We start from the raw sequence: 25,281 nt of genomic DNA, 5'->3' as shown, positions 1-25,281 counted from the left end.
CACTTCAGGAAGAGGAATAAATGAAGAAGCTTGCCAGCCTTGCTGTCGCCGCATCGATGCCATTGGCCGCCCATGCTGCGGCTAGGATGGTGTCTCAAAGCGACGACTGGGGCGTGTATTCCTTTATGAGAAACGGATCTCGGGTCTGCTATGCGCTCTCGGTGCCGAAGGAATCTGCTCCCGCCAATGTGGACCATGGAAAAAACTACTTCCTGATCGCGCCGGCGGAGAAGGGGGGCGGCAATGAACCGGAAGCGATCCTCGGATACGGATTGAAAACCGACTCGACAGTGCAGGTTTCGATTGGGGACAAGACGTTCAAAATGTTCGTCAAGGACAAAGCCGCCTGGGTTTCGGACGCCGCTCTCGAACCGGAACTCGTCGATGCACTTCGGTCCGGCAGCCAAATGACGCTGCATGCGACGTCGGCACGAGGCACTCGTACGACCTATACCTATTCACTGAGAGGGGTGACAGCGGCGCTAGAGCGCGTTGCCCACTGCAAGTGAGGGGCGTGTTCAGCCTATTCCAAACGGGGCTCTCTGCTCGGGTGTCGCAAGTTCCTTCGGGCGATGCCGGGGAGTCCTGCCACGGGCCGAAAGGAGCAGATCCAGTTCCTTTTTAGAGGTGCCAAACCGCTGAAGAACTCGTTCCGCCTCGTGCCGACCAAGGCCATAGCGCAGACGTAGGCTGCGGACGTTGTAAAAGGACTCGTCTTGTTCGGCGTGCATTTCAGCCCCTTCCATCGTTGTCACAGCGCTAAGGTTTTCGTGATCATCCACAATGCCATCGCCACCGGCAACGCAGGCGCACTTCAATTCAGTTTCTCGGTAGAGAACGGCTTTCTTACTCTGGGTCGCCATCAACATTGAACCGCTCTCCTGTTATCAAGCGGTTTGCCGGGGCGGCTGGAATACGTCGCGTCGCTCTCTCAGTTCGACGTCCTCATGCGCCCACTTGGCAAAATCGTCCAAAGTCGCTGTCCTGGAGAAGGGGATGCCGAACAGGTACTGGCGATAAGCGATGATGCCGTTTTCGATCCGGGACACGTAACGCGGTCGTCCGGGATCGCGCAACACATAGGCGTGGTCTGGCTGGATCAGCGAGCGTTGCATGTCGAATATCTCCTTCGCAGGAGTAATGAGCGGCGCGCGCAACGGTTCCGTTTCCAGCAGAAAATGTCACGTGATGATGTATGTGAGGGTCAGAGCTGCAGGAAGGCGTAGATCGCTCCGCCCCATATCGCCGCGACGAACAGCACGACGGCGACCAAAAAAACCCTGCTATCCGGTGACATCGTTACGCTCCGACGCCGCGGTCCATAGTTGATTTTCGCCACCCTGCGCCGGAGATCAATTCACCGCCTGTAGCTGTTGAGCCTGCGAGACCTCGGAAGATGTCTCGCTCGGGATGGAAGCGATGGCGAACATGACCGCGACATAGCAGGCAAATACAGCGGATAGGAAGGCTTTCTTGGTCATGGGCTCGCTCCTTATATCATGTGGTGACATTCTTTGACAGTTCGCCCATATTGTCAATCATGAATGCAGCATGAACGAAGGAGGGAAATTGGTGGCTGGGGAGAAAATACTGATTGTCGAAGACGACATGCTGATCGCGTCTGATCTTGAGGATATTCTGATGACACTTGGCTATGAGATCTCCGGGATAGCCGACAGCTTTGAGACCGTGCAGCAGTTCGCCGCCTTCAGCACGATTGCCTTGGTGGATGTCAACCTGAGGGACGGAGCGACCGGTCCGCGGATCGGGCAGTATCTCGCGAGCGATTTCGGCGTCGCGGTCGTCATGGTCACGGGGAGCCCCGAACTGATTGAAACCGACCTTTCAAAGGTTATCGGCCTGATATCGAAACCCGCCCATCCAAACTTGATCCGAGACGTTCTCGAATATCTGAGGACAATCCGCGAAGGCGAACGAGGCGTCCCGCCAGGAGGAATGCGGCTCTTCGTTTGAACAGACTAGGGAGCGGACGACATGATCGATAGACGCGCCGAACTCGGTCATTGGATAGGGAGGCTTGAAACGATTCTGATCCGTCGGGGAGTGCTATCGAAGGACGGCGAGCTCGCGATCCAGGTCGGATTGCAGTTTCCCAAGGATCTTGAAGACGCGCTGGACGGATTCATCGAGAACCCGATCGAGCTGGTGGGCCTTCTGAAAATATGCCGGGAAGCGCGCGACGGCAGACCTTTGTCGCCCGCGGTCCTGATGGCCGCACACCTCATGACCAGAGAGGTTCTGCAGGCATTGCAAGATTCGGAGGATGTTGGCGATTTCAGATCATGAAAATGGCCCGCCCGAAATCATTTCGGACGGGCCTCGCGAGGGCCAGATAACTCATCACTTCCGGCCTGAACTCTAGCTGTCGGTGACTGCGGCATCTCCTCCCGATTGCGGCAGTTCCTTCATCTTCACGAGCTGGTCGGCGCAGGCGTCGGCCGCGTTCGTGATAGCACCGTCGATCCCCGCGATGTTGGTCCAGCCGCCATCGGTGATGAAGTCGTCACGCTGCCATGACGACTTCGCCTGCAGGGCCTTGAGGTTCTCCTGTGCGTCCTTCGCCGTCACAAAGTTATGGACGCAGATGCCCGCGACCAGGTCCGCCTTCGCGTTTCGGACGGCGATGTCGGTCATCACCCTGGCCCTTCCCGACGTCGTCCATCCTCCCCAAGTGAAGCCAAGAGCCATCGTCAATGCCGAGGCGCCGACGACGGACCAGGCCCATAGGGTCTTGGACGGTCGGTAGTTCGACCAGCCACCTTCGCCGCTTTGCATAGCTGTTCTCCTCCTTTTATATCACGCCATGATACAATAATGCGTTCGGAGGTCAAGAACGTCGCGATCAAGAAATGGTGAGTGACGGTCAGGCCAGTTCCGTCACCTGACGAAGCCGAGACAGGGATTCAGCCAGCAGCGGCTCGTGCGCAAGCATTGCTTCAACATGAACCTTCGCCAGGGATTCAAGGGTCAGCTCGCCCTTCGTCGTCAGGCCGATCAGCACGCTGCGCTTGTCATCTTCTGCGGGTATCCGCTCCGCCAGGCCTGCCGAGCACATCCGATCCACAAGCTGGACGGCGCTGTTGTGGTGCATGAGCATCTGTTCGGCGAGGTCGCGAAGCCTGATCTGCCAGCCCGGCGCCGTGCGCACGACCAGGAGAGCCTGATACTGCTGGGATGTGACACCAGCCTCGGCAAGGGCCGCCTCGCTGAACGACAAAAACCGCCTCATGGCTAGCCGGAATCCCGCCAGGCCTTCATAGACGTCGTCAGTCAGGCCAGAAGTCCGGCGTCCCGATCGAGGCATGCGAATAGTCCTTCTTAAATGTCATGATGTGACATGAACAGCGGAGCACGCTAGGAGAGTGGTTCGCAAGTTGAGTCGATGCGATAGGTGTTGGGTCGCAACGGCGTCGACTGATAGCTCGCGAGCCATATTCTCCCGATGTTGCTAAAAAAACTGTGCCAATTTCGTGACTTCACAAGAAAATTCTGTCGTGCGTCAAAGATGCGAATCCAGAGCGCTGTCCCATGAGACAGATCATTTGAACGTGAGCATTGAAGGGAATGGCCGGCATCTTCACCTGCTGGCGGCGTAGTGCAGAGCTTCGCACTGTCGACGCGGAGGAGCTGGTAAAATGTGGCTTCGAGCGCTGTGGCCCGTGATTATGATGACGTGTCCGAATCGATCGAGGCGGCCTGATGATCCGCGAGATTGAACCTGTGAATATTCCTCCCTAGTCTGCCTCTTCGGCTGCGGCTTCCGTGAAAATCTCGGACCGGACTTCGTCCACGGTCTTACCCACCGCACGAAGCGCGACGATCCTCCGGATGGTGGCGTAGGATTTCGGATCGTTTCGGTTCGTTGCCGAATGCCTGCACCATTCGTCGAGCAGGAGACTTACCACAACATCTTCGCTGGCTTCCGTCGATGTCGCTTCAGGACGTCGGTGGAAGGCAAGGCTCACGAGCCCGAACAGCTTCAAACCTATCGCGGACGCTGAAAATATCATGCCGGGATATTAATGGTTTTCTTGCTCGCGAGGAAATCACAAACTAGAGGGCGGCCCTCGGAAATCGCTTGGAGAAAGAGGCCCCACTGCCGACGCGCCTTTGCCTAACCGAAATCGAGCGATACCCACCCCAGGCGACTTTCCCCGTAGACGCTTTGCGTCGGCGCTAGCGAAGAGGGGTCGGCGAAGCATCCCAACGCGACGGCGACGAGCCCTTTCCTGAACTCCGGCATCCAGAAAACGGTCGACCCGCACGCTGGGCAGAACCTGAAATCGATCGATCTCCCGCTGTCGCCCGACCGGACGTAGCTGTTCGATGCTCCGGAAGTCTCCATTTGATTCGCTTGGAAGAAGACGGCCACTCCGAACGCGCTGCCGGTGCGACGCTGGCAGGCCCGGCAATGGCAGACGGAGATTTTGACGGGTTCTCCATCGGCGATTATCGAAAGCTGGCCGCATGAACAACTGGCCGCTCGTCTCATTCCGTGCTCCTCCCTAATTGATGTTCGCGATGCCAACCGACTATTCACGCCTCCCTTCGTCGACCCCGCGATGCCGGTGGACGGATCGAGCACAGCCCGAGAAGCGTTTCGACGCCGGGAGCATGCCGCGCAGGTTTGTCGCTCGTCCGTGTAGGCACGCTACTCCGATTCCCTTTCGACAACACGCCGCGCCCGGATCGCCGCCGCAATAAAGACCCGTGAAAGACCGTGGTAGAGGGGTTCGCGCGATAGGATCCGCGACGTCACGTAGCCGATCATCGACACCGCCATGATTGGGATGACTGCCTGGTGGTCGCCGGTCATTTCCAGGATGATGACGAAGGCCGTCATCGGCGCCTGCACGACGCCCGCGAAATAGCCGGCCATGCCGAGGATAGCCGCCAGTGCGATGCTGGTGCCGAGCAGGGAGCCGACGGTGCTGCCGAAACCGGCGCCGACCGCAAGCGACGGCGCAAAGATGCCGCCCGGTATGCCCGAGAGCATCGACAGGAAGCTGGCGGCGAGCTTTTCAACGAAGAAGAGCAGAGGCAGGGCATTGCCTTCGACCGCAGCTCGCGCCTGCTCGTAGCCGGTGCCGAAAGTCGTGCCTCCCGAGGCCACGCCGATGACTGCGATCACCAGTCCGCAGATGCCCGCAAGCGCCAGCATGCGCTTCAGCGGCTGTGGTTGCGCCCAGCGGCGGATCTTCTGGCCGAAGTGCAACGCGAAACCGCTGAAGGCCGCTCCAAGCGCACCACCGCCGATGCCGCAGATCAGAACCAGCCCCCAGTCGCGAAGCTCGGTGGGGGCAGCCGATGCCATGCCGAAATAATTGTAGCTTCCCGAAAGCCCGAGTGCCGCGAGACCGGAGAGGATGACTGCCGTGAGCACCAGCCCGTTCGCCCGAGACTCATAGGTCCGGCTCATTTCCTCGATCGCGAAGACGATACCCGCAAGCGGCGTGTTGAACGCGGCCGCGATGCCCGCAGCCGAGCCCGCCAGGATCAGCCCGCGGGCCTGCGCCATGCCACTGAACCGGGCGACGGCGAGCATGATCGACGCACCGACCTGCACGGTCGGTCCCTCGCGGCCGATCGAGGCGCCAGAGAACAGCCCGAGCACGGTCAGCACGATCTTGCCGAAAGCGATCTTCAGTGACAGCAGCCGCGTTCGATCCTCCTCGTCCCGCAGATGCCGCGCCGCGATTGCTTGTGGAATGCCGCTGCCCTGCGAGTTCGGAAACAGAGTCGCCGCCAGATAGGCCGACAGCATGAAGCCGAGCGGGGTCAGCGCAAGCGGCAGCAGGAAGGCCCATTCACCGGACGAGGTGAGAGACCCGAAGCCCTTCTGCGCTAGATCCGCAAGCTTCGCAAAGCCGACGCTGATCACCCCGATTGCCAATGCCCCGCACCAAAACACCAGCCTGGGCTGCCAAAGCGAGAAAGAGCCCCATAAGACGCGGGAGCGGCGAAAGAGCTTCGAATATCGATAGGATGGTGGCATGTCGGGGCTCGGCGATACGGGGCGGGGTTGTCCTTTACTAGCGCCATCGCGCCCCAAGATCACCCCCAATTGCAACGTGTCGAACGTGGGCAAGACCGCGGGCGTGTCGAAGCACGGAGGCTCACGTTCAATGCATTCGATTTAGGCTTGCCGTCCCTCGGGCCGGACATCGTCGCTTTGATGCGTTGGATGAGGGCATGCAGCCCAGCCCCACATTTCCGTCAGGGGATTCAACGACGACCGCGCCAATCGAGGATCAGCTCTCGAGGGTGCTTTCGGACCCATAGGAGCTGCCGATAATTTACATCGCACGAGCGAGAGTTTAACCTGAAGCGCTTCCTTAGGCGGTCGAACGTCAAAGGCATCTGGCTCGCTCCTGGCTCCCCCGCTGGAGCGGGCTTTTTTTCTGTGGTCTGCCTCCTGGCGAATTGTAGGTCCGCCAGGGTGATAACTCGCGGGTAGTCGAATTTCATCTTGCTATTTCGAGAAGCGCTGATCGAGGCAGGATGCCCATCTGCTGTCGAGTGTTGCGAGACGTGGGTATGCTCTGGAAATCCGTGCTGCTTTTGTGTACCCCTTGCAAGATGGCGTGTGCTGCGTGCGCCGCGGGCTTCCCGAAATCGACGGAGACAAAGATCAACCTTCCACAAGGGAGCGCGAAACCATGTCCTTGCCGATCGCGACCGGTCGCATTCAATCTACTCTGCGCGGATTTCTTGATAGCGAGGCGTCTGGTGGCCTCGTTCTTATGGCTGCCGCGGCGATGGCGCTTGCCGTTGCAAATTCCCCGCTGGCGGAAGCCTATTTCCATGCCCTTCACTTCTATATCGGTCCACTGAGCTTGCAGCACTGGATTAATGACGCCCTCATGGCCGTGTTCTTCCTGCTTGTCGGTCTGGAGATCAAGCGGGAGATGCTCGACGGCCAGCTCTCGACCTGGAGCAGGCGAATCCTTCCGGGTGCCGCCGCGGCGGGAGGAATGCTCGCCCCAGCCCTCATCTATCTGGCTTTCAATTCCGGTGCGCCAGCAAGCCTCCGCGGTTGGGCGATCCCGACGGCTACCGACATTGCATTCGCGCTCGGAGTGCTATCGCTCTTTGGGAACCGAGTTCCTGCGTCGCTGAAAGTCTTTCTGGCGGCGCTTGCCATTATCGACGACCTCGGCGCAGTACTCGTCATCGCACTCTTCTATACAAGCGGTCTCAATCTCGCGGCTCTTGCTGGAGCTGCCGCGGTTCTGGCCCTCCTGTTTTTGATCAACCGAGCTGGCGTGAAGACGCTGACGCTCTATCTCGCCCTTGGCGTCGCCTTGTGGGTGCTCATGTTCATCTCGGGGATCCACGCGACGCTTGCGGGCGTGCTGCTGGCCTTGACGATACCGATTAAACTTTCTCCCGGCGCTCCGGAGGCTAGCGACGAAGAATCCTTGTTGCACCGGCTCGAACGCCTCCTTCATCGACCGGTGGCATTCGTCATTGTTCCACTCTTTGGCTTCGCCAACGCCGGCGTTTCCCTTCTCGGCACGTCCATCTCGAGTTTAGGAGACCCTCATACGATTGGCGTCGCCGCCGGACTGTTTGCTGGCAAGTTGCTGGGGGTTCTCTCTGTCGTCGGTCTCCTGGTGAAGTTGGGCGTTGCGCAGCTTCCGGCAATGGCAAACTGGACGCAGATGACCGGTGTCGCGCTCCTATGCGGCATCGGCTTTACAATGAGCCTTTTCATCGGTCTTCTCGCTTTCGACGACCCAGCGGTACAGGACAAGGTCAAGATCGGCATTCTGCTCGGTTCGGCGATCTCTGGCGTGGCCGGATCCGCGGTTCTGATGGCGAGCCGGAGGAAAAGCAGCCGGTCTTAGTCGTTTACGAGTTCGCAGCGACGCCTCTCCTAGACATCAAGTTCTTCGGAGGGTCTTCGCGCCGCCGCCTCTTTTGGATCTTACGATTTCCGCCGCTTTCCTCGTTGCTGGAACAGGCGAACGCCTTGCCATGTCAATACATAAAAGACTGCACCGGATAGCGCGGCGAGCGGAAGGCCGCCGACAAGTATCGGCTTTAGAATGGGATGCCAAAGCGGTGCAAAATCGAGGTGCCGGAGCAGGGTGAACAGATTGGCTTCACCCACCCTCTCGGGCGCGCGACCCAAAAGAAAGATTCCGATCCGGTAGGCGGCAGCAAAGATCAGCGGAAAGGTAAGAGGGTTTCCAAACGCCGTCCCGAGCGCAGCCGCGATCATATTGCCTCTGAGGATGAAGGCCAGACAAAAAGCCATGACGAAGTGAAAGCCCAGGAAGGGTGTACAGGACACGGCCACTCCTGCTGCAACGCCAGCCGCAACGGCATGAGGAGTAGCCTTCAATCGAAGCACTCGAATGGCAATGTACCGGATGGACCGCAATAGCCCCTTGGATGGCCAAAGGACGGCACGGATCCGCTGAGCCAGTGAGAGCGGCTTCCGTCTCCTAAACAGCATTCATTGACCTTCCGCTGCGTGAGCGCTGGATCTCAATCGATAGATATATCGGGAGAACCGCGCATGAAATGCAAGCCATCGATCTTTGCAGGCGAGCATATCTTCGCGTACGCACATTGCGGCATCGCTGTAGTTTATCGCCTTCTCCCGATCTTGCCCGCTTGGCACGAATGGCCTCTCGACTGGGTAGGGCGAATTCATGGGCCTCAATGCAGTTTGTTCGCAGCAGCCTCGATGAAGCCGACTGCGGTGGCCACGCCATTCTCGTCCCTGATCCGTGCGCCAACCGCGTCTGCCTGGCGTCGCATAAGTGGATCGTCCATGGCCGCGATTGCGTCTGTCAGGCTCTCGACGGTCAATGCTCTGCGATCGAGTGACAATCCGACGCCGAGATCCGTTATCCGTCTTGCCCAGAACGGCTGATCGCCGAAAAATGGGCAGATGATCATCGGCTTGCCGGCCCGAAGAGCGGCCGCGGTCGTTCCGGCGCCGCCGTGGTGGATGACCGCGCTCACCTCGCGAAGCAACCTGTCGTGGGGGGCGTCGCGGACGACGTGAACGTGCCTGGATTTATGTTCTGCGGTTAGGGCTCCGCCTCCAACAGCCAAGATACCCCGCTTGCCCTGCCTCCCGAGCGCCTCGACAACAATGGCTGTCATCCGGCCCGGATCGACGCCCGGCATGCTTCCGAAGCCGACGTAGACTGGCGGCTCTCCTTCGGCGAGGAAGGCTGCCAGATCGTCTGGAGGTCGCCAGTTCTTGCTGTCGAGAAACCAGTAGCCACTCACCAGCACGTCACTGCCCCAGTCCGGAGGGACCCGCACGACGTGGCGACTATAGGCGTAGAGCGTGCCATTCGAAGCGATAGCTGGCGTCCTGCGTCGCGCCAGACCAAGCTGTTCCACCCTCCAGGTCGAGAGCAACGTGCCGAACAGAAGTTCAGCGCCCCTGATCGCCGCTATATGGCTGATCCGATTGAACCAGCCCAGATCTTTGAAAGGCAACATCGGGCTGGGAAAAGCGGCGGTCGGCGTAAAGCCAGGCAGAGGCGAGGCCAGAATAAATGGGCACTGAAGCGCCTCCGCTATATGTGGGACCGCGATCGCCTTCGGATGATGCACGAAGATATCGGGGGTGAAGGCCCGGGCTGCTTTCCATTCCGCGTCGAACAGGGTTCGCATCATCGGACGTGCATACTTGAGCAGCTTGAAACCGGTACTGAAGCCCTTGCCGCCCGCGATCGCCGCCTTTCCTTCAGGAGTATCGAGAAGAGCGAGAAACTCTCCGGGCAGGGGGGCGAATGCGATGCCGTGGTCTTGCACCATGCTCTCGAACTGAACCGGAGCAGCGAGCTGTACTCGGTGTCCTCGCTCGATCAATCCCAGTGCCAGAGCGATATAGGGCTGAACGTCTCCGCGCGTGCCGAGCGTATGAATGGCTACCCTCACTGCGCCGTCACCTCGCTTCCGCCTGGTTCAATAGCCGTTGTTCCCAATGTCACCTTGCGGCTCGGTGGCGGGTCTTCCGAAAAGCCGTCTGCTAAGAGCCGAACCATCCCGCCGCCCCCGCGCCCACGAGCGCAATTTGCGCTACCGCGAGGAGGGCCAGGACTATGATTACGAAGGGAATCCACTTCTTCCTAATATTCATTCCAGCGTCCACTCAAGCTACCGCTGTTGTCTACAGTGAATGGCCGGACGCCCGCAACGAGCGGCTGGCGACTTTCCCCAGAGTCAGTTCCTGAACGACGATCGTACAGATGACGACGGCATAGGTAGCTGTGGTGCGCCGCTAGATGGTCGTCTGCAGCCCGAGTTCGACCACTCGCCCCGACGGCAGCCCGAAATAGTCTGTCGCATTGCTGGCATTCTCCGCGAGCGAGATGAACAGCCGGTCCTGCCAGAACGGCAGGCCGCCCTTCTTCGACGGGAGGATCGTTCGGCGGGAAAGGAAGAACGAGGTCGACATGATGTCGAACTTCAGACCAAGCTTGCGGGCGAGAACGAGCGCACGAGGGATGTTTGGCGTCTCCATGTAGCCGAACGTGATCACCAGGCGACTGAAGTGGCGATTGAAACTTTCGAGAAAAATTTTCTCATCGTCCGGGACGAAAGGCGTGGTCGAGGTCACGACGCTGAGAATGACGTTCTGCTCATGGAGCACCTTGTAGTGCTTCAGGCTATGGAGAAGTGCGGTCGGCGCGCCTTCGATGTCGCTCGTCAGGAACATTGCCGTGCCAGGCACCGTGGGCGGCTTCTTCCGAGCCAGGTTGTCGATGATCGCCGAAAGTGGGATTTCGTCAGCCTTGGTGCGGGCAGCAAGCAGCCGACGCCCCGCCGTCCATGTCTGCATGATGAGCGCCATCATCGACGCCACCGCAACGGGAACCCATCCCCCTTCTGCGAACTTCGCGATGTTGGCGGCTAGAAACCCGGCGTCGATCAGCGTAATCGGCACGATGACTGCAAGAGCCGCCGCCAGCTTCCAGCTCCAGATACGGCGCATCACGATGAACAGGAGGATCGAAGTGATGAACATCTCGCCTGTCACGGCGATACCGTAAGCGGCGGAAAGGCCGCTCGAGTTTTGGAAGAAGAGTACCAGAGCAGCCACGAAGATGAACAGCAGGTTGTTCACCTGCGGCATGAAGATCTGTCCGGATTGTGTTTCGGAGGTGTGAAGGATTCGCAGGCGCGGAAGCAGGTTGAGGTGCATCGCCTGACGGACGAGGGAATAAGCGCCGGAGATCACGGCCTGGCTGGCGATGACCGTTGCCGCGGTGGCGAGACAGACCATAGGAATCCGCGCCCACTCCGGATGCATGCTGAAAAAGGGATGCTCAGCCATCTCCGGGTTTGCGAGCACGAACGCTCCCTGTCCGAAGTAATTCAGAAGCAGACTAGGGAAGACGAGCGAAAACCACGCCGTGACGATCGGGCGGCGTCCGAAATGTCCAAGGTCGACATAGAGGGCCTCGGCGCCGGTCACGGCCAGGAAGACGGCCCCAAGCACCGCGATGGCCGAACCGATGTTGTTTGCGATATATCGAAGTGCGTGTACCGGATTGACTGCGCCCAACACCGACGGATCGTCAAAGATGTGGATCGCCCCGCTAACGCCAAGGACGATAAACCACAGAGCCGTTACGGGACCGAACACCGACGCCACGCCGCTCGTGCCGAACCGCTGGACGAAAAATAGGACGGCAATGATCGTCAGCGTTATAGGCACGACCCAGTTGGACAGGGCCGGTGCCACCACCTCTATGCCCTCGACCGCAGATAGGACTGAGATCGCCGGCGTAATGATCGCGTCGCCAAGAAAAAGCGAGGCTCCGATCACGCCCAGGACAAGCACCCACTTGGGGCGCCCCGTCAGACCTTCGCGGGCGAGAGTCATGAGCGACAGCGTGCCGCCTTCGCCCCGGTTGTCCGCCTTCAGCACGAACGTCACATACTTCAACGTGACGACGATCGTGAGTGCCCAGACGATCAGTGAAAGGATGCCGAGCACGTTCGCGTGGTGCGCTCCCGATCCGCCGGTGGCGCGGAGAGCCTCTCTGAATGCATAAAGCGGACTAGTCCCGATGTCGCCATAGACGACACCCAGGGCCGCGAGCACGAGCGACGAAAGCCTGCTTCCGGTTTGGTGTTCAAGTTCTGGATCTTTCGATCTCATCTGCGGAGAGGTCAATGTCTGGTTCCTGATTCGCAGATCGAGCGAATGAGGGCGACGGTGCCATCTGCATGCCGTCATTGCAAAACCTAAACGTAACACGCCTTTCGAGGTGGGCAAGCGATCATCGAAGCTACCATTGCAGGTCAACGAACAGCGTGAAAACAGAACGGCGGCGGCTGCGATTATTTCCATACCCTTCGCTGAGCTGTTACCCCCTTAATCGCCAGGCGAGGCGGACAACCGCAGAAGATAGTTTTCGAGTCCGGTATTTCTCGACCAGAATGACCGTCATTGCGGTTGTGGCATGCGTCCGCGTTGGCTTCGGCAAATAAGGCGGCCCCCAACCCTGGTTACCGGCCCGGCCTCGTCGCGCTCGTGTAGGTTTCCGGTGACATGGCGAGCTATCACGAACTAGTGATAGCGACGCGTGTAACAAATGTCGGGGAGATAGCGAACCTGAATATGCGCTCAACGAGAGCGTCCATCCATCATCGGAGAACGCAATGTCCATCAAATCCACCATCAACTCAGTCGTCCTCGCCGGCGCTGTCACCACCGCCCTTGCTTCGATCGCCGGCGCCGCACCGCTCACCAAAGCTGAGGGCGCCGCTGCAATCGCCGCTCACAAGGAAAAATGCTTCGGCGTCGCCCTGAAGGGCCAGAATGATTGTGCAGCCGGTGCCGGCACGTCCTGCCAGGGGACCTCGACGGTCGACTTCCAGGGCGATTCCTGGAAGTTCGTACGGGGCGGTACCTGCACCTCGATCGTCCTGCCGAACGGCAAGCACGGCTCGCTGAAGGCGATGTAATTTATACACCCGACAGCGAAGACAACGAGGAGGCGGAGAGGCGCCATGACCACCGATCAAATTTCGACAACCGCGTCTGCGGCAACTACTCTCCGCTTTCCCCGCCATCCGATCGAGGGGCTCGCGGGGACGAGCTTCAAGCACGAGCATTTTGCCGCTATAGCCGCGGAGCGGCCCCATCGCGGGTTCTTCGAAGTCCATGCCGAGAATTACATGGGGGCCGGCGGGCCGCCGCATCGTATTCTCGAACAGATCCGCCGTGACAATCCGGTGTCGCTCCACGGCGTGTGCATGTCGATCGGCGGACCTCAGCCGCTCGACCGGGCACATCTTGAACGTTTCCGCTCGCTCGTCGAACGCTACGAACCAGCTCTGGTGTCTGAACACCTGGCCTGGTCGACGCATCGGACGACCTTCCTCAACGACCTCCTTCCTCTTCCCTACACACGAGAAAGTCTGGCGCGGGTTTGCGAGCATATCGAGGAAGTGCAGGAGACCATCAGACGCCCGATCCTTCTGGAGAATCCATCCACCTATGTGACGTTCCGCCAATCGACGATGAGCGAGACCGACTTCATCCGCGCGATCGTCCGGCGCACCGGCTGCGGCCTTCTGCTCGACGTCAATAACGTATTCGTCTCCGCCACTAATCACGGGTTTTCAGCGCTCGACTACCTGTCCGATTTTCCCATTGCTGCGGTTGGTGAGATCCATCTCGCAGGCCATGCCGAGCAGACTGACGACGAGGACGAGCTGCTGCTGATCGATAGCCATGACGGTCCGGTCGCCGATGCCGTCTGGAAGCTTTACGAGATCGTCATTGGCCGTGGTGGCCCTATTCCAACGCTCATCGAGTGGGACAGCAACATACCCGACTGGCCGATATTGCATGCTGAGGCCCTCGCAGCGCAGTCGATCATGGATCACCATGGTTCCATCGCGTTGCCGGAGCAAAGCCATGCTGCGGCTTGATCCTCCATCTCGCCGCATGAAACCCCTCACTTATGCGGCGGATTTTACGCCGGCGCTCACCAACCCGGACGCTGGGACGCCCGACGGCGTTGTCGGGCCAAACGGCAAGGGTGCGATCAAACGCTACAACGTCTACCGCAACAACGTCACCGTCAGTCTGATCGATGCCCTCGCTGGGATTTTCCCGGCGGTGCAACGCCTGACGGGAACGGATTTTTTCCGCGCCATGGCGCGCTTTCATGTGCGCGCCACGCCGCCGGCATCGCCGCTTCTCTTCGAATATGGTCGGGATTTTCCCGCTTTCATCGAACAGTACGAATATGCCCGATCCTTGCCCTGGCTTCCCGACGTCGCCCGGATCGAACGGGCTTGGCTGGACGCCTACCACGCAACGGATGTCGAGCCGCTTGCCGCTGATGCTCTTGCTTCCGTTCCGCCGGAACGTCTCGGTGAATTGGTCTTTGCACCGCATCCGGCAACAAGGATCGTTCGGTCGGACTATCCGGCGCTGACGATCTTTGCCGCCAATCGCGGTGACGGCTCCATAAGCCCGATCGAAGTGGTCGACCCGGAAGATGCGCTTATAACGCGGCCGGATATGGAGGTGGCGGTGCGTCATCTTCCTTTGGGCAGCGCAGAGTTCCTGATTTCCCTCATTTCCGGCGAACCGCTTGGTGTCGCCGCAGCCAAGGCCATCGACGCTTGTCCGTCGTTCGACATCGCGGCCAGCGTGGCCGGCATGATCGAAGCGGGGGTATTTTGCGGCATCACTCTCGGAGACGCATGATGATATCGACCACCACGCAACAAACTTCGATCAAAGGCAGGTTTCAGCCGATCGTGACACTTGTAGAGACGGCACAGAGGCTGGTTCGGGCCTTTGCGCAGCCGAGCGTCGTTCAGGCGGTTATGCGCCTCGCTCTGGCCGTACCCTTTTGGAAGTCGGGCATTCTGAAGTGGGATGGATTCCTGCAATTGAACGATACGGCGATCACATTGTTCACCGACGAATTCGTGCTTCATCTGCCGGGCGGTCCTTATGCGTATCCGGCGCCGGTCACCATGGCTTTCCTGTCCGGCGCTGCCGAGATCACCTTTCCGATCTTGCTGGTTCTGGGTTTCGCTACCCGGTTTGCGGCGACCGGCCTGCTGTTCATGACGTTGATCGTCGAGCTCACTGTGCCGGACGGATGGCCGATCCACATTACTTGGGCTGCGATGGCGCTGTCACTGATGGCATGGGGACCTGGAAAGCTGTCGATCGACCATTGGCTTGCACACTGGTTTGGCAGCCGCCGGGCTGCCTGATCCGGTTCCTCCGGTCAAACTGCTAGCAAGATCGAGTGCAGGTTTTGCTAACGCTTTGTAAAGGCCCGGTCGTAGTGATGCCACGCGTGGTTCAGCTTGACCACAAAGGTCTCGATAACCCGGAACTGGGCGCCGCGAGTGACCAGCCTCGACATATGCAACAATCCGAAAGCGAACGTCCGCAGAATATGATTTAGATGCTCAGTGCTACGATCGGACCGATGGCCAGTCTCCGAATTTCCGGAAGAATGCTCGGGAGAATGCGGCAGCACTGCCAAACCCGACCTGGCGCGCCACTGCCTTCACCTTAGCCCCTTTCGCGAGCTTTCGCCGAGCAAGAATCAATCGCCATCCGGTCAAGTAGGCCTGCGGCGTTGTGCCGACCACGTCGCGAAACAGGGCCATGAAATGGCTCCGTGACATCCCCGCCGTCGCAGCGAGGTGATCGCTGTTCCAGGCACGCGATGGCTGATCGTGCATTGCCACCAACGCCCGATGTAACAAGGGATGGGACAGGCCTGCCAGCAAGCCTGGTTCGGTCGTCCCACGGTCAATCGCCGACCTCAGGATAAGCAGAACGATGACTTCGCAGAGCCGATTGAGGGCGGCGCTGCGTCCGCAGCGAGATTCCAGTGCCTCTGCCACGAAGGCGGCGGTGGTGTCACGAAGGGTTGGAATGTCGTTGACGTTGACGACCATATGGTCCGGCAAGGCGTTCATGAGCGGGTTATGCTCCCCCTCGAAATCGACCGCCGCTGTCATCAAAACCGTTGGCTCGCGAGCCACGTCGCCTCGTGCGCGCAGGATGATTCTTTCGACTGGGCAACCTGGTTCACCGACCATAAACAGCCGGGCCCGACTATCGCTCGTCCGCGGCGGTTCCAGCGAGGCTTCCAGCTCGAACGTGTCGAAGAAGGCTGAGAGGCGATCCACTTTCGGAAGGATTTTCGGATTCTCGATCATGTTTTCTGGACCATTGACGGCTCTGACTATGAAATCTTTAAGCACCAACGTCAACTTGGGCGTCGGAAGCATCACACAAGCGGAGTTGATCGATGTTAGTCCCGAGAACACTGGCCCCTCATTTGACCGTCAAAACCCTCCAGCACGGAGAGTTCGATCTCACCCGCGAAAAGCCGTCGCTTATGACGCTCGTGTGCTTTTACCGTGGTCTCCACTGCCCAGTCTGCGGAACCTATCTGAAGGAGCTGGAGCGGATGACGCCATCCTTCGACGAGCGCGGAGTCAGTACAATCGCCATAAGCTCTGATGGGGAAGACCGCGCCCGGCAAATGGCCGATAAGGTTGGTGCTGAGCACCTGCGTATCGGCTTCGGTCTGCCTTTGAGCGTGGCCCGGCAATGGGGTCTCTACATTTCATTCTCGCGCGGAAAGACCTCAATCGGTATCGAGGAGCCCGAACTGTTTTCCGAGCCGGGGGTCTTCCTGATAAAGCCGGATCAAACGGTCTATTGGCTCTCGGTGCAATCCATGCCATTCGCACGACCGAATTTCGTCGAGATGGTGCAAGCTTTGGATTTCGTCATCAAAAACGACTACCCGGCACGAGGTGAATATACCGGCGAGGTTTAAGTCTGGTTGGCGCCCCTGGAACGCTGGAACGCAGCTCTAGCCGCCTCGGCCCTGTCTCGGAATACGCAGCCTTCGGCGTGATCATTGATCAGTCCGATCGCCTGCATGAAAGCATAGACTGTGGTGGGGCCGACAAATGACCAGCCGCGCTTCTTCAGGTCTTTCGACATGGCGATGGAGGCGGCTGAGGTGGATGCAGTCTGCGGAGCGGCAAGCTCTGTCGCCTTCGGTTCGAAGCGCCAGACATAGGCGGCGAGCGATCCCTCCTGCTTCACCAGTTCCTGGGCACACTGCGCGTTGTTTATGACCGCCGCGATCTTACCGCGATGGCGCACGATGCCATCGTTCCGGAGCAGGCGCATAATGTCGGCCTCCGTGAATTGCGCGATGCGGTCAAAGTCGAAACCGAGAAAGGCAGCCCGAAAATTCTCGCGCTTTGACAGGATAGTGCGCCAGCTCAAACCTGACTGGAAGCCTTCGAGGCAAAGCTTTTCAAATAAACAGTGATCATCATCTACCGGAAAGCCCCACTCGGTGTCGTGATAGGGCATGAACTCGGGAGCGGCTGCGCACCAGCGGCAACGCGGCTGCCCATCCGGGCCGAAGGTCGTCGCGCTCATTTTCTCACGCCCTAAGAAAGGCCAAGCGGTCATCGGTGCGGCCCGGTGCAATTTCAAGAATGTCGGCGCTCACGACACCACCCACAACGAAAGGATCTTGCTGGAGGCGCATTTCGAGATCGGCGCGGGATGTGTTGTGGGCGATAACCGCTCCGCCCGTACTTTGCTGAAGGCTTCCGGTAAGGAGGAAGATACCATCGGCAAAGCCCTGTTTGATCCAGGCAATATGCCCTTCCATAAGGGCGGACGCTCGGGCCTTGTTGGCGGAGAATTTAAGTGTAACGACGAACATACGGGGCCTCCTTCAAGAATTCTGGATAGAAACGGATTCGGGATGATGGGATAGATTGGGTCGCTGCACTGCCAACCATTGGCACATATCGTCGACTTCACGGCGGACGAAGGCTTCGTCGCGGAAGGCGGTCGCGAGTGTCGCGACGCCCTGGCTTCGCATCAGGATGTGCATGGCAAGCGCGTCGGCATCGGTCTCACGGCCAAGTGCGGCAAACTGGCGCGAAAGCCAATTGCGAAACAGAGTGAAAAGCTTGGTCGCCTCGTCCTTGGCAGCGTGGTCGAGTTTGGCGAGTTCGTTGCAAAGCGTACCGACTGGGCAGCCAAAGGCCATGACCTTTGTCTGGTTCATGATGAGCATGTGGATGAAGCTGCGGATCCGTTCACTGGGAACTTCAGCCCCAGCCTCCCACGCGTCTAGCATCGCCTTGGTCTTTGAAAGACGATGGGCGATCACTGCATGGAGAATCTCGTCTTTCGTCTTGAAGTGATAGTAGAAGTTGCCTCGCGAAAGTCCGACGACTGCCGCAATGTCGGCGAAGGACGTCGCCTCGAATCCCCGCTCATAAAAGAGCCTGTCTGCAGCCTCAACAATCTGCAGTCGTGTGGTCGCCGCCCCCAAGTGCCCGGTTCTCCATCGCCATCGCTCATCGCGTAGGGCAGTTGCCTTACAGCGCTCTTTAGGACAATCGACCTAAGAACGTCAAGGGTGGGCGTGAAAGGTGACGGGATTCAGTAAATGACTGCTATCCCCCCAATGCAGACGCTCGACTTGCGAGAGAAGCGACGCTTTGGGGGCGAATCCTCGACCAAGGTCGATGGACGGAGAGTAAGCAGCCAGGCTACGCCGTTGGAGCGCGTCATGCCGTCGAGCGATTGCCGACTGGTTACAAAACCGCGACATCCGTCTAGTCCATCGTTACTGCCATGGATCTGTTCGACAACGCCCGCGCTGCCGCGATGCCCGCTTCTGGCGCGACACGGCCAAGGCGACTGTCGGCCCATTCCCGACGTCGCGTGAGTATCGTCAGTGGATCAGCATCAAGCTCAATAACCGCACTTTGCGTCCTCCTGGCGCAAACTGCCTGATGGTCTGCGGTCAGCCTCGACACTGAATGGCTGTGTCAATCCGAAAGATACGCTGACACTACTTCATTCTGATAGCAGGCCTTACAACTTTATGACGAGTTCGCCAGCATTGACCGCACGTGGTTGTGTGGTCCAGATTAATGCACGCAGGAAGTGAGTGCCGTCAAGGCGCGTGTCAACTAGAGGAGGGACACTATGTTGTTATTGCCAGAGGTTGACGAGCCTGTTGCTCTCAAGTCGTTGTCGGTCCTGTATTGGAACCACGTCGGCCTCGAGATGAATCGCATTACCCATTCGCTTGGCGGACCCCATACCGGCCCGACAATGAGTTCCAGAGCGCTCGGCCTGCTTCAGTTGGCCATGCACGATGCCTACTTCGGCGCTATCGGCAACACCGCTGCATCCAATCCACCGCCATATCTGGGGGATCACAACTCAAACGACCTTTCCACCTTACCGGAACGCGACGCCGCTTGGGGATCTACTGAAGCCGAAGAAGCGCTCTCAGCCGCCGCCATTACGGTTTTGGATGCGTTGTACAGGAAAGGCGGAGCGGGCATCTCCATCCTCGCCAACAATACCCTAGTCTCATCGTTAAACGCATACATCTCTTCATTCACCGGCAGCATCTCAGTTCTTGGCGGACCTTATGGCTATGGCAGGAAAGTGGCCGAGCGGATACTGGCACTGTTGGCTGTCTCGGATAATCAGCATGGCGCAGACGCGGGCCGTTACAGGCCGAGCAACGAGCCAAAAAAGTTCAGAGATGAACCGGTGAATCCGGTGCGCAGGCCCGACATCGACCCTGATCATCCGGAACGCGGGACCAAGCCTCAGCGTATTTACCACGGCCCCTATTACGGCTCCGAAGTGGCCTCCTTCGCAGTTACTGACCCGAATGGGCACCAACTCGCTCACTGGCCGCACGCCGACTACGTTCCCGCTCTGATCGAGGTAAGGAAGCTCGGTGGTGCACCGTCACTGAATTGCACCACGCGAAAGCCGGATGACACTGTCACTGCGCTGTATTGGGCATACGATGGCGCTAATCTGATCGGTACACCGCCCCGGCTGTATAACCAGATCATCAGGAAAATCGCCTGGCAAGAATGGGGAGCAAATCCCGCGGGAAACCTCGGGAACTTCGTCCGCCTCCTCGCTCTGGTCAATGTTGCAATGGCGGACGCGGGCAAGTTTTCCTGGAAGGAAAAATATAAGTTCGAGCTGTGGCGTCCCTTATCCGGCATACGGGAGCACGATCCCTCTAGCGGTCCCGCTGCTGTCAATGGATCAGCCAAAATAGATGTCGAAGCGGATCCGTTTTGGCTCGCTTTGGGAGCACCCGAGACGAACTCCAACAAGATTTCCTTCAAGCCGCCATTTCCCGCATATCCTTCTGGGCATGCCACTTTTGGAGCGGCTTGTTTCCAGATCGCCCGTCTTTATCTCGCACATGTCAAAGGCCAGAACCAGGATCCGGCTGCGCCCGACACCATCGGGTTCAGCTTTGTTTCGGAAGAATTGAACGGGGTGAGCCGTGACCTTCACCAGCCCTTCGTGCCCGATCAACCGATCGTCGATCAGCCTGGCGCTATCCGGACGCGGATCGTCCGTTCCTTCCCATCGCTCTGGAGCGCGATTTTCCAGAATGCAATCAGCCGCATCTACCTTGGCGTTCACTGGCGTTTCGACGCGTTCGACTTCCAGGACGTGAAGGGCAAGGTGAAGGGCGAGTATAAGACACCGGATAAGATAACCTACAGCAATGTCTGGGTCGCGGCCCGCGGATCGGGTGACCCGTTGCCGATCGGCGGCGTTCCGCTTGGACTCGGCATCGCAAACGACATCTGGGGGAACAACATGCGGCGTGCGGGTAGTGCGACATCAGCTTTGACGTTCAATGACCCCGCCGCGATTTCGCGCCGCGTCGAGCAGTTGAAGTCAACAAATACAAACATCCGGTGATCTCATGCCAGTGGTGGGATGGTCTGCGGCCAGAGCGCTGTAAGCGAAGAGGCCAAACAAACAGGCAAGCAGTGATCTCATGAAGTTGCTTCCCCTGATTCTAAGTGTCTCCTGAACGCTCATGATTCAGTTCCCAGCGCCAAGAATATTGGAAACAGCACCCTCCTTTTCGTCGCCGTCTTTCACCCGCGCTGCGATGTTTGACTTGATCCCGTCGACCATTGCTTGAAGTTCCGGCCTGATGGCGAGGGCCGCGGCGTGCTCGGCAGGCATGTCGACAAACAGACGCATTGAGGTCAGTCGTATAGCTACACTGTCGAAAATCGTTCCTGGGCGAAGGATCTCGTACATTGCGGTCGCCGACCATCGCGACGGATCTGCGTTTTCGACGTCGATGAGGCATCGGTATGTCATGTCGTCCGGCGGGACCATTCTGCTGAGCTCGTCCCGTGAGTGGCGGTAGCACAGGACATCCCACAGGACTCTGCGCTCGGCCTGGCCGTACTCACCGTACATATCTCCCGACCATTGGAAGTCGAGCATGCCGGGGGATCCTTCCCTGTCGTAGCCGTATTTGTTGCGAGCTTTGATGGACTGATACAGAGCCGTATCGAAATCCTTCTCCTTCAGATCGACGCCATCGCATCTCTCGACCATTAATGGCTTATCGCTCCCCATGATGTTGCCAAAGAGCTTGTCCTCGCGCAGTTCGCGGCTGTCGCATCGGTCGAATCTGAGCTTGATCCTTACGAGGCGATCCTCGTAGGCATACGCCTCGACGGTCGCCTCTCGGCCGATCGTGCACCGGATCGAAGTCAGCTTGCGCGAGTGTAATGCCCGCTCTTCATCGTAGTCCCTCGCCGGGTCTGGTTTCCCGCCGATGGAAATGAAGCCGGGACCCGGCGTATCGACAGGATCGAAGAGGTTGTCGGATAGGGTGGTGTCCTTGTTGATCCACCTTACAGGAACAGTAAAACCCCCTGAAGCGCAGCGGCTGGCCTGTCCCAGTGCGGCCTGCAGGGCAGATGTCGATTTACCAAGTTGAGCTGACCAATCGAATGCTTGAGCTACCACTACTGTCGGCATGAATGCCAACAGGGCTACTGCTGCGGTTGCAGACCGCATACCCGTCCCCGCCATTAAACCCTGAGATTGTGTAGCCAATTGGACAGGCATCAACAAGAAGGATCGAGATGGGCGGCAGCGCCGGAACGACCGTCCGCGATATCGCCCGTGGGTTCAACGTCCATCCCGGATAGTCGCCAGAGAAGTGCAACGCTTGGGGGAAGTATGCCGGCACCCTCCTGGCTGAAAATATTCTGCTTCGCCCGACTAGGTCGAAGGTGGGGTTCGAAGAATTCATCGACTAGGCCCCCGTACTCCGAACAGAAGCCGCGTTGAAGTGAATTTCGCCGGTGACAACAGCTAGATAAAGTTCAACTAAATCGGGAGAGTACCCGCGCGAGTGTAAGATTTCCCGAACGCCTACCGTATCAATGCGTATCAATCCGGTTTCAATTTCGCACAGAATGTCCTCATGAGCCGGAACCAGATGGAATTCGTTCGTTGAACAAATATCTTCGATTGAGTTCATCATTAATCTCCAATTCACCGCTCCATGTGCTGAAAGCTTCAAGAAGTTTGAATGCGAGATCTCTCGGCCGCAAGGCGCTAGGGCGACCACCTGGAATGTTCGCCAACGCGGGCAATAGTTGTGGGCTACCGCTGGTCAAAAACGGCTCGAATAAGCGTATTAAATCTGAGGGGTATTGTCCTTCAATGTCAGCTAGCCGCGACTTAATGCCGGACAGGTTCTGATACCACCAATCCTGCGTAGGTGTGAAGCCTAGCACCAACCAGGCGAACCGGCCTTCTTGCGCAGCAACCAATTTCAGTTTGTCGAATTGTAGGTTCTCAGCAGCCATGTAGAGAGCTTGCGTCAGGCGTCTGGTATTGCCGCGTCCTCTCAGCGATCCCAATACGAAGACGTCATCGATCTCCACAGCATTGCTTGAAAAATTAAGTTTAACTTTGGCGTTCGCGGGTCCATGAAAATCTATCCGATCCTTGCTGGTCGGGCTTTTGTCGATGAAATCGAACGTCAGCTCGGGGAAGGATTTGCACACCTGATGAGCGAATTTCGACGTAACTGTCCGCACTACTAACCCCTTGGGGAACTGCCAAAGCATTGGCATACACGCTGTTGATTAAGCACGTGTTCCACTAACGCCCACTATCGTGGTTCGAGGGATGGTCCGGTCGCCAGACTTGTCCAGGTCTCTGACTTGGCGATAGCTTGGGTAGCTCGGCTACAAGGCGAGACCTGAAGGATCGAAAATCCTTCGTGAGGAATGAGGCCGGCGGAATCCCGGGGCACCGGTGCTTGCTGCGACTCGGTCAGGTCGCTACCGTGGAGACGCTCCCGCCATCGTGCGTCGTTGCAATGAGCTGCCCTCGCGCTCAGCGACCTTCCATGGAGCATGTTTCTCCGGAATGTACGAGGAACTGATGATGCTCACTGAACAAAATAACAAGGCCGATCAGAATCCCGTGGATGCAGCGATGGCATGGCACGGCGGTGACCCACGAGCCACCATCGAAGCCCTTCTTCGGGATCGCATCTGGCTTCAGGAGCAACTCGCCATCGCGAAGGCCTGCATGGGAAAAGGCTATACCCGAGGATGGATGCCCGGCGCCGAATTCGAGCAGTGATGGTTCAAACGCAAGACAGCAGTATCCCATCATTCGTCGCCGAACTTGCAAAAGCCGCGAACGAAATCGAACGGGTGACGCCTTCGGAGGTTCGGAAACTGCTGTTCCCTGCGATAACGACCATGAGCGATCTCCGGGAGCAGGTCGGAATCCCTGGGAGCGAAACCGGCCACGACGCGACAGTCAGCCTCAATGCCGTTGCAAACGACATATAGCGACAATCGAGCGAGTGGATGTCGGTAGCGCTCCTCGAGGCTGCCGATCTTGTCCGGGCCCTGTGGGTTGTCCTCGACAGCGGCGTCGAGATCACCACGATCTTTAGGGACTAGGCGGATACGTCGCGATGGTCGGGCAAGGCGCACAATTCGGAGACAGTCCACAAGAGAGCCGCCGATCATTATGCAAAGTTGCAAGATTAGGTTGAAATCGACACCTCAGATGCTCTACTTTTCGACATCTGGGGAGCTCGCATGTCTGTCACCTGCCGCGTAATCATCGTCGCTGGCCTATCGATGGCCATCGCTTCAAAATCATTTGCCGACGAACCCACGTCCTCGGGAACGGGGTTTGCGGTCACAGCGGACGGATGGATCGTGACCAACGCCCATGTGGTGCAGGAATGCGGACGCATCGAGGTGAAGGGGAGGGGCGATGCCGCAGATCCCCGCATCGATGAGATCAATGATCTGGCAGTCGTGAAGATCACGGCCGGCGAGCCACTAAAGCCGCTGGTATTCAGAAAGTCTGCAACAAGGCTCGGCGAGGATATTGTTGCGGTGGGATATCCTCTGGCCACGCTACTCGCAGATTCAGTCAAGATCACCACGGGCAACGTGAACGCTCTCGCGGGGATCCGCAACGACACGAGATATATACAGATCTCGACACCAATCCAGCCCGGGAACTCGGGAGGTCCCGTCGTTGACCGGAATGGACTCCTTCTCGGCATCACGAGCGCCACTCTATCTAAGAGGACTGCAGACGAGATCGGTATCACTGCTCAGAACGTGAACTTCGCTATCCGCGCGTCGGTGGCCGAGCTATTCCTGCAGTCTCAGAGCCTCGTTGCTCAAGCCGCTGACGCAACTGAAAATCCGACAGCCTTGTCGACGGCCGATCTTGCAGATCGCGTCACACCATCCGTCTTCCAGATCCTATGCTATCCCAAGGCAGACGCGCGCGCCGCCATCGGTGAGGCACCGCGTTCTAGCCAAACCCAACCTCCCGCAAACTCCGTCAACGTTCCGGCGGACAACGGGGCCACCAATGAAGCGTCGCTCGAAGTTCCCCGAGCCCGGAGCGGCTTCGTGCTTCATCCCAAGGGAATAGCCCCGATCAAATCTGACGCCAACGGCGATGCGAAGACGATCGGACAGGCGCCAAACGGAAGTCCAGTGGAGGTCACTGAACTACTAGGCGACTGGTATCGCGTCGCCGTCGGCGCATCCAGCGGCTACATGCACTATTCCTGGGTGCGGGTGAACGAATTCGAGGAACCTGCTGGCGACGGACGTTTCGTGCAGGTCAAATCCTTCCGGACACTCGAAGAGGCCCGCTCGTTCATCAAAGCCTCGTCGGTTCCGCTCGCGGCACATCTGGCTTCGAACGGCTGGATCGCCGTGACACTGCATGACGTCTATGGCGAGCAGGAAGCGAAGGACCTGTCACACGCGCTCAAGACGCACGGTCTCATCGCGAAGGATGCCATGGTGACCTACGGAAATACCTACGTCCGCAAGGTCTGCTGCGACTGAAATCGA

Annotated in this window: 29 protein-coding genes; 12 read left to right on the top strand and 17 right to left on the bottom strand. The window is 58.6% G+C overall.

The window, feature by feature from the left end:
• Window positions 1-20: 20 nt before the first annotated feature.
• Complete coding sequence (locus tag MOV76_RS05610; protein WP_130751381.1) at window positions 21-509, top strand: invasion associated locus B family protein; 489 nt, start codon at window positions 21-23, stop codon at window positions 507-509.
• Window positions 510-518: 9 nt separating this feature from the next.
• On the opposite strand, the gene MOV76_RS05605 is transcribed toward MOV76_RS05610, so the two are convergent.
• The 3 genes from MOV76_RS05605 to MOV76_RS39820 all read right to left on the bottom strand — a co-directional run bounded on the left by MOV76_RS05605 (window position 519) and on the right by MOV76_RS39820 (window position 1,481).
• On the bottom strand, window positions 519-869 hold the full coding sequence (locus tag MOV76_RS05605; protein ID WP_245494217.1) for a hypothetical protein: 351 nt from the start codon (window positions 867-869) through the stop codon (window positions 519-521).
• 18 nt (window positions 870-887) lie between these two features.
• Window positions 888-1,115, bottom strand: coding sequence for a hypothetical protein (locus tag MOV76_RS05600; protein WP_247263997.1), 228 nt, complete (start codon window positions 1,113-1,115; stop codon window positions 888-890).
• 237 nt (window positions 1,116-1,352) lie between these two features.
• A complete protein-coding gene (locus MOV76_RS39820; RefSeq protein ID WP_258719721.1) occupies window positions 1,353-1,481 on the bottom strand; it encodes a hypothetical protein in 129 nt (42 codons plus the stop codon).
• A 91-nt stretch (window positions 1,482-1,572) separates the two neighbouring features.
• Here MOV76_RS39820 and MOV76_RS05595 point away from each other — a divergent pair, with 91 nt between their 5' ends.
• Window positions 1,573-1,974, top strand: a complete 402-nt coding sequence (locus tag MOV76_RS05595; RefSeq protein WP_113546431.1) for a response regulator — start codon at window positions 1,573-1,575, stop codon at window positions 1,972-1,974.
• A gap of 21 nt (window positions 1,975-1,995) precedes the next feature.
• Window positions 1,996-2,307, top strand: a complete 312-nt coding sequence (locus MOV76_RS05590) for a hypothetical protein (RefSeq protein WP_247263996.1) — start codon at window positions 1,996-1,998, stop codon at window positions 2,305-2,307.
• Window positions 2,308-2,379: 72 nt separating this feature from the next.
• Here the strand turns inward: MOV76_RS05590 and MOV76_RS05585 are convergent, their stop codons facing one another.
• From MOV76_RS05585 to MOV76_RS05565, 5 genes are all read right to left on the bottom strand, one after another.
• A complete protein-coding gene (locus tag MOV76_RS05585) occupies window positions 2,380-2,796 on the bottom strand; it encodes a hypothetical protein (RefSeq protein WP_247263995.1) in 417 nt (138 codons plus the stop codon).
• A gap of 88 nt (window positions 2,797-2,884) precedes the next feature.
• The gene (locus MOV76_RS05580; RefSeq protein ID WP_245372628.1) at window positions 2,885-3,238 is read right to left on the bottom strand and encodes a MarR family winged helix-turn-helix transcriptional regulator; all 354 of its coding nucleotides are present in this window, start codon (window positions 3,236-3,238) and stop codon (window positions 2,885-2,887) included.
• A 517-nt stretch (window positions 3,239-3,755) separates the two neighbouring features.
• Window positions 3,756-4,004: a hypothetical protein gene (locus MOV76_RS05575; protein ID WP_247263994.1), complete on the bottom strand. Its 249-nt coding sequence runs from the start codon at window positions 4,002-4,004 to the stop codon at window positions 3,756-3,758.
• Between the two features lie 131 nt (window positions 4,005-4,135).
• Window positions 4,136-4,513, bottom strand: coding sequence for a GFA family protein (locus MOV76_RS05570; protein ID WP_130758670.1), 378 nt, complete (start codon window positions 4,511-4,513; stop codon window positions 4,136-4,138).
• Between the two features lie 159 nt (window positions 4,514-4,672).
• Complete coding sequence (locus MOV76_RS05565) at window positions 4,673-6,016, bottom strand: chloride channel protein (protein WP_113546392.1); 1,344 nt, start codon at window positions 6,014-6,016, stop codon at window positions 4,673-4,675.
• 664 nt (window positions 6,017-6,680) lie between these two features.
• Between MOV76_RS05565 and nhaA the strand changes: the two genes are divergently transcribed.
• On the top strand, window positions 6,681-7,871 hold the full coding sequence (nhaA, locus tag MOV76_RS05560) for a Na+/H+ antiporter NhaA (protein WP_247263993.1): 1,191 nt from the start codon (window positions 6,681-6,683) through the stop codon (window positions 7,869-7,871).
• An 80-nt stretch (window positions 7,872-7,951) separates the two neighbouring features.
• On the opposite strand, the gene MOV76_RS05555 is transcribed toward nhaA, so the two are convergent.
• The 3 genes from MOV76_RS05555 to MOV76_RS05545 all read right to left on the bottom strand — a co-directional run bounded on the left by MOV76_RS05555 (window position 7,952) and on the right by MOV76_RS05545 (window position 12,163).
• On the bottom strand, window positions 7,952-8,485 hold the full coding sequence (locus MOV76_RS05555; RefSeq protein ID WP_247263992.1) for a DUF2062 domain-containing protein: 534 nt from the start codon (window positions 8,483-8,485) through the stop codon (window positions 7,952-7,954).
• 206 nt (window positions 8,486-8,691) lie between these two features.
• Window positions 8,692-9,933 carry a glycosyltransferase gene (locus MOV76_RS05550; protein ID WP_247263991.1) on the bottom strand — a complete coding sequence of 414 codons (1,242 nt, stop codon included), beginning with the start codon at window positions 9,931-9,933 and terminating at the stop codon, window positions 8,692-8,694.
• A gap of 343 nt (window positions 9,934-10,276) precedes the next feature.
• A complete protein-coding gene (locus MOV76_RS05545; RefSeq protein ID WP_408987982.1) occupies window positions 10,277-12,163 on the bottom strand; it encodes a potassium transporter Kup in 1,887 nt (628 codons plus the stop codon).
• 503 nt (window positions 12,164-12,666) lie between these two features.
• Between MOV76_RS05545 and MOV76_RS05540 the strand changes: the two genes are divergently transcribed.
• The 4 genes from MOV76_RS05540 to MOV76_RS05525 are packed head-to-tail and all read left to right on the top strand — an operon-like array spanning window position 12,667 to window position 15,252.
• Window positions 12,667-12,972 (top strand): DUF2282 domain-containing protein, encoded by a 306-nt coding sequence (locus MOV76_RS05540; protein ID WP_132572902.1) that lies wholly within the window; start codon window positions 12,667-12,669, stop codon window positions 12,970-12,972.
• A 45-nt stretch (window positions 12,973-13,017) separates the two neighbouring features.
• Entirely contained in the window at window positions 13,018-13,944 is a 927-nt protein-coding gene (locus tag MOV76_RS05535) for a DUF692 domain-containing protein (protein WP_247263989.1), read from the top strand.
• Window positions 13,931-14,731 carry a DUF2063 domain-containing protein gene (locus MOV76_RS05530; RefSeq protein ID WP_247263988.1) on the top strand — a complete coding sequence of 267 codons (801 nt, stop codon included), beginning with the start codon at window positions 13,931-13,933 and terminating at the stop codon, window positions 14,729-14,731. Before MOV76_RS05535 ends, MOV76_RS05530 begins: the two co-directional genes overlap by 14 nt.
• Window positions 14,731-15,252: a DoxX family protein gene (locus tag MOV76_RS05525; RefSeq protein ID WP_247263987.1), complete on the top strand. Its 522-nt coding sequence runs from the start codon at window positions 14,731-14,733 to the stop codon at window positions 15,250-15,252. The genes MOV76_RS05530 and MOV76_RS05525 overlap by 1 nt, the downstream gene beginning before the upstream one ends.
• 207 nt (window positions 15,253-15,459) lie before the next feature.
• Here the strand turns inward: MOV76_RS05525 and MOV76_RS05520 are convergent, their stop codons facing one another.
• Window positions 15,460-16,260, bottom strand: coding sequence for an AraC family transcriptional regulator (locus tag MOV76_RS05520; protein ID WP_245494219.1), 801 nt, complete (start codon window positions 16,258-16,260; stop codon window positions 15,460-15,462).
• Between the two features lie 47 nt (window positions 16,261-16,307).
• Between MOV76_RS05520 and MOV76_RS05515 the strand changes: the two genes are divergently transcribed.
• On the top strand, window positions 16,308-16,844 hold the full coding sequence (locus tag MOV76_RS05515; RefSeq protein ID WP_130751359.1) for a peroxiredoxin-like family protein: 537 nt from the start codon (window positions 16,308-16,310) through the stop codon (window positions 16,842-16,844).
• Here the strand turns inward: MOV76_RS05515 and MOV76_RS05510 are convergent.
• The 3 genes from MOV76_RS05510 to MOV76_RS05500 are packed head-to-tail and all read right to left on the bottom strand — an operon-like array spanning window position 16,841 to window position 18,377.
• Window positions 16,841-17,464: a DNA-3-methyladenine glycosylase I gene (locus MOV76_RS05510; protein WP_130751357.1), complete on the bottom strand. Its 624-nt coding sequence runs from the start codon at window positions 17,462-17,464 to the stop codon at window positions 16,841-16,843. The genes MOV76_RS05515 and MOV76_RS05510 overlap by 4 nt on opposite strands.
• Before the next feature lie 4 nt (window positions 17,465-17,468).
• Window positions 17,469-17,756: a YciI family protein gene (locus MOV76_RS05505; RefSeq protein WP_130751355.1), complete on the bottom strand. Its 288-nt coding sequence runs from the start codon at window positions 17,754-17,756 to the stop codon at window positions 17,469-17,471.
• Window positions 17,757-17,768: 12 nt separating this feature from the next.
• On the bottom strand, window positions 17,769-18,377 hold the full coding sequence (locus MOV76_RS05500; protein WP_164590706.1) for a TetR/AcrR family transcriptional regulator: 609 nt from the start codon (window positions 18,375-18,377) through the stop codon (window positions 17,769-17,771).
• Between the two features lie 662 nt (window positions 18,378-19,039).
• Here MOV76_RS05500 and MOV76_RS05495 point away from each other — a divergent pair.
• A complete protein-coding gene (locus MOV76_RS05495; protein WP_247263986.1) occupies window positions 19,040-20,809 on the top strand; it encodes a vanadium-dependent haloperoxidase in 1,770 nt (589 codons plus the stop codon).
• A gap of 126 nt (window positions 20,810-20,935) precedes the next feature.
• Here the strand turns inward: MOV76_RS05495 and MOV76_RS05490 are convergent, their stop codons facing one another.
• Both MOV76_RS05490 and MOV76_RS05485 read right to left on the bottom strand, forming a co-directional pair.
• Entirely contained in the window at window positions 20,936-21,934 is a 999-nt protein-coding gene (locus tag MOV76_RS05490) for a hypothetical protein (protein WP_247263985.1), read from the bottom strand.
• 410 nt (window positions 21,935-22,344) lie between these two features.
• Window positions 22,345-22,968, bottom strand: a complete 624-nt coding sequence (locus MOV76_RS05485) for a hypothetical protein (protein WP_130751345.1) — start codon at window positions 22,966-22,968, stop codon at window positions 22,345-22,347.
• 334 nt (window positions 22,969-23,302) lie between these two features.
• Between MOV76_RS05485 and MOV76_RS05480 the strand changes: the two genes are divergently transcribed.
• A complete protein-coding gene (locus MOV76_RS05480) occupies window positions 23,303-23,521 on the top strand; it encodes a dehydrogenase (RefSeq protein ID WP_247263984.1) in 219 nt (72 codons plus the stop codon).
• 470 nt (window positions 23,522-23,991) lie between these two features.
• Window positions 23,992-25,275 (top strand): trypsin-like peptidase domain-containing protein, encoded by a 1,284-nt coding sequence (locus MOV76_RS05475; RefSeq protein WP_247263983.1) that lies wholly within the window; start codon window positions 23,992-23,994, stop codon window positions 25,273-25,275.
• Window positions 25,276-25,281 lie beyond the last annotated feature (6 nt).

The organism is Rhizobium sp. PRIMUS64 (assembly GCF_023006465.1).
Taxonomy (GTDB): Bacteria; Pseudomonadota; Alphaproteobacteria; order Rhizobiales; family Rhizobiaceae; genus Rhizobium; species Rhizobium leguminosarum.
This window is presented reverse-complemented; position numbering and strand designations above follow the sequence as displayed.

Bases quoted from the DNA above. Each gene is read 5' to 3' on its own strand.
- MOV76_RS05610 (WP_130751381.1), top strand. From the start codon at position 21: ATGAAGAAGCTTGCCAGCCTTGCTGTCGCCGCATCGATGCCATTGGCC.
- MOV76_RS05605 (WP_245494217.1), bottom strand. From the start codon at position 869: ATGTTGATGGCGACCCAGAGTAAGAAAGCCGTTCTCTACCGAGAAACT.
- MOV76_RS05600 (WP_247263997.1), bottom strand. From the start codon at position 1,115: ATGCAACGCTCGCTGATCCAGCCAGACCACGCCTATGTGTTGCGCGAT.
- MOV76_RS39820 (WP_258719721.1), bottom strand. From the start codon at position 1,481: ATGACCAAGAAAGCCTTCCTATCCGCTGTATTTGCCTGCTATGTCGCG.
- MOV76_RS05590 (WP_247263996.1), top strand. From the start codon at position 1,996: ATGATCGATAGACGCGCCGAACTCGGTCATTGGATAGGGAGGCTTGAA.
- MOV76_RS05585 (WP_247263995.1), bottom strand. From the start codon at position 2,796: ATGCAAAGCGGCGAAGGTGGCTGGTCGAACTACCGACCGTCCAAGACC.
- MOV76_RS05570 (WP_130758670.1), bottom strand. From the start codon at position 4,513: ATGAGACGAGCGGCCAGTTGTTCATGCGGCCAGCTTTCGATAATCGCC.
- MOV76_RS05565 (WP_113546392.1), bottom strand. From the start codon at position 6,016: ATGCCACCATCCTATCGATATTCGAAGCTCTTTCGCCGCTCCCGCGTC.
- nhaA (WP_247263993.1), top strand. From the start codon at position 6,681: ATGTCCTTGCCGATCGCGACCGGTCGCATTCAATCTACTCTGCGCGGA.
- MOV76_RS05555 (WP_247263992.1), bottom strand. From the start codon at position 8,485: ATGCTGTTTAGGAGACGGAAGCCGCTCTCACTGGCTCAGCGGATCCGT.
- MOV76_RS05545 (WP_408987982.1), bottom strand. From the start codon at position 12,163: ATGAGATCGAAAGATCCAGAACTTGAACACCAAACCGGAAGCAGGCTT.
- MOV76_RS05540 (WP_132572902.1), top strand. From the start codon at position 12,667: ATGTCCATCAAATCCACCATCAACTCAGTCGTCCTCGCCGGCGCTGTC.
- MOV76_RS05535 (WP_247263989.1), top strand. From the start codon at position 13,018: ATGACCACCGATCAAATTTCGACAACCGCGTCTGCGGCAACTACTCTC.
- MOV76_RS05530 (WP_247263988.1), top strand. From the start codon at position 13,931: ATGCTGCGGCTTGATCCTCCATCTCGCCGCATGAAACCCCTCACTTAT.
- MOV76_RS05525 (WP_247263987.1), top strand. From the start codon at position 14,731: ATGATATCGACCACCACGCAACAAACTTCGATCAAAGGCAGGTTTCAG.
- MOV76_RS05515 (WP_130751359.1), top strand. From the start codon at position 16,308: ATGTTAGTCCCGAGAACACTGGCCCCTCATTTGACCGTCAAAACCCTC.
- MOV76_RS05510 (WP_130751357.1), bottom strand. From the start codon at position 17,464: ATGAGCGCGACGACCTTCGGCCCGGATGGGCAGCCGCGTTGCCGCTGG.
- MOV76_RS05505 (WP_130751355.1), bottom strand. From the start codon at position 17,756: ATGTTCGTCGTTACACTTAAATTCTCCGCCAACAAGGCCCGAGCGTCC.
- MOV76_RS05495 (WP_247263986.1), top strand. From the start codon at position 19,040: ATGTTGTTATTGCCAGAGGTTGACGAGCCTGTTGCTCTCAAGTCGTTG.
- MOV76_RS05490 (WP_247263985.1), bottom strand. From the start codon at position 21,934: ATGCGGTCTGCAACCGCAGCAGTAGCCCTGTTGGCATTCATGCCGACA.
- MOV76_RS05480 (WP_247263984.1), top strand. From the start codon at position 23,303: ATGTACGAGGAACTGATGATGCTCACTGAACAAAATAACAAGGCCGAT.
- MOV76_RS05475 (WP_247263983.1), top strand. From the start codon at position 23,992: ATGTCTGTCACCTGCCGCGTAATCATCGTCGCTGGCCTATCGATGGCC.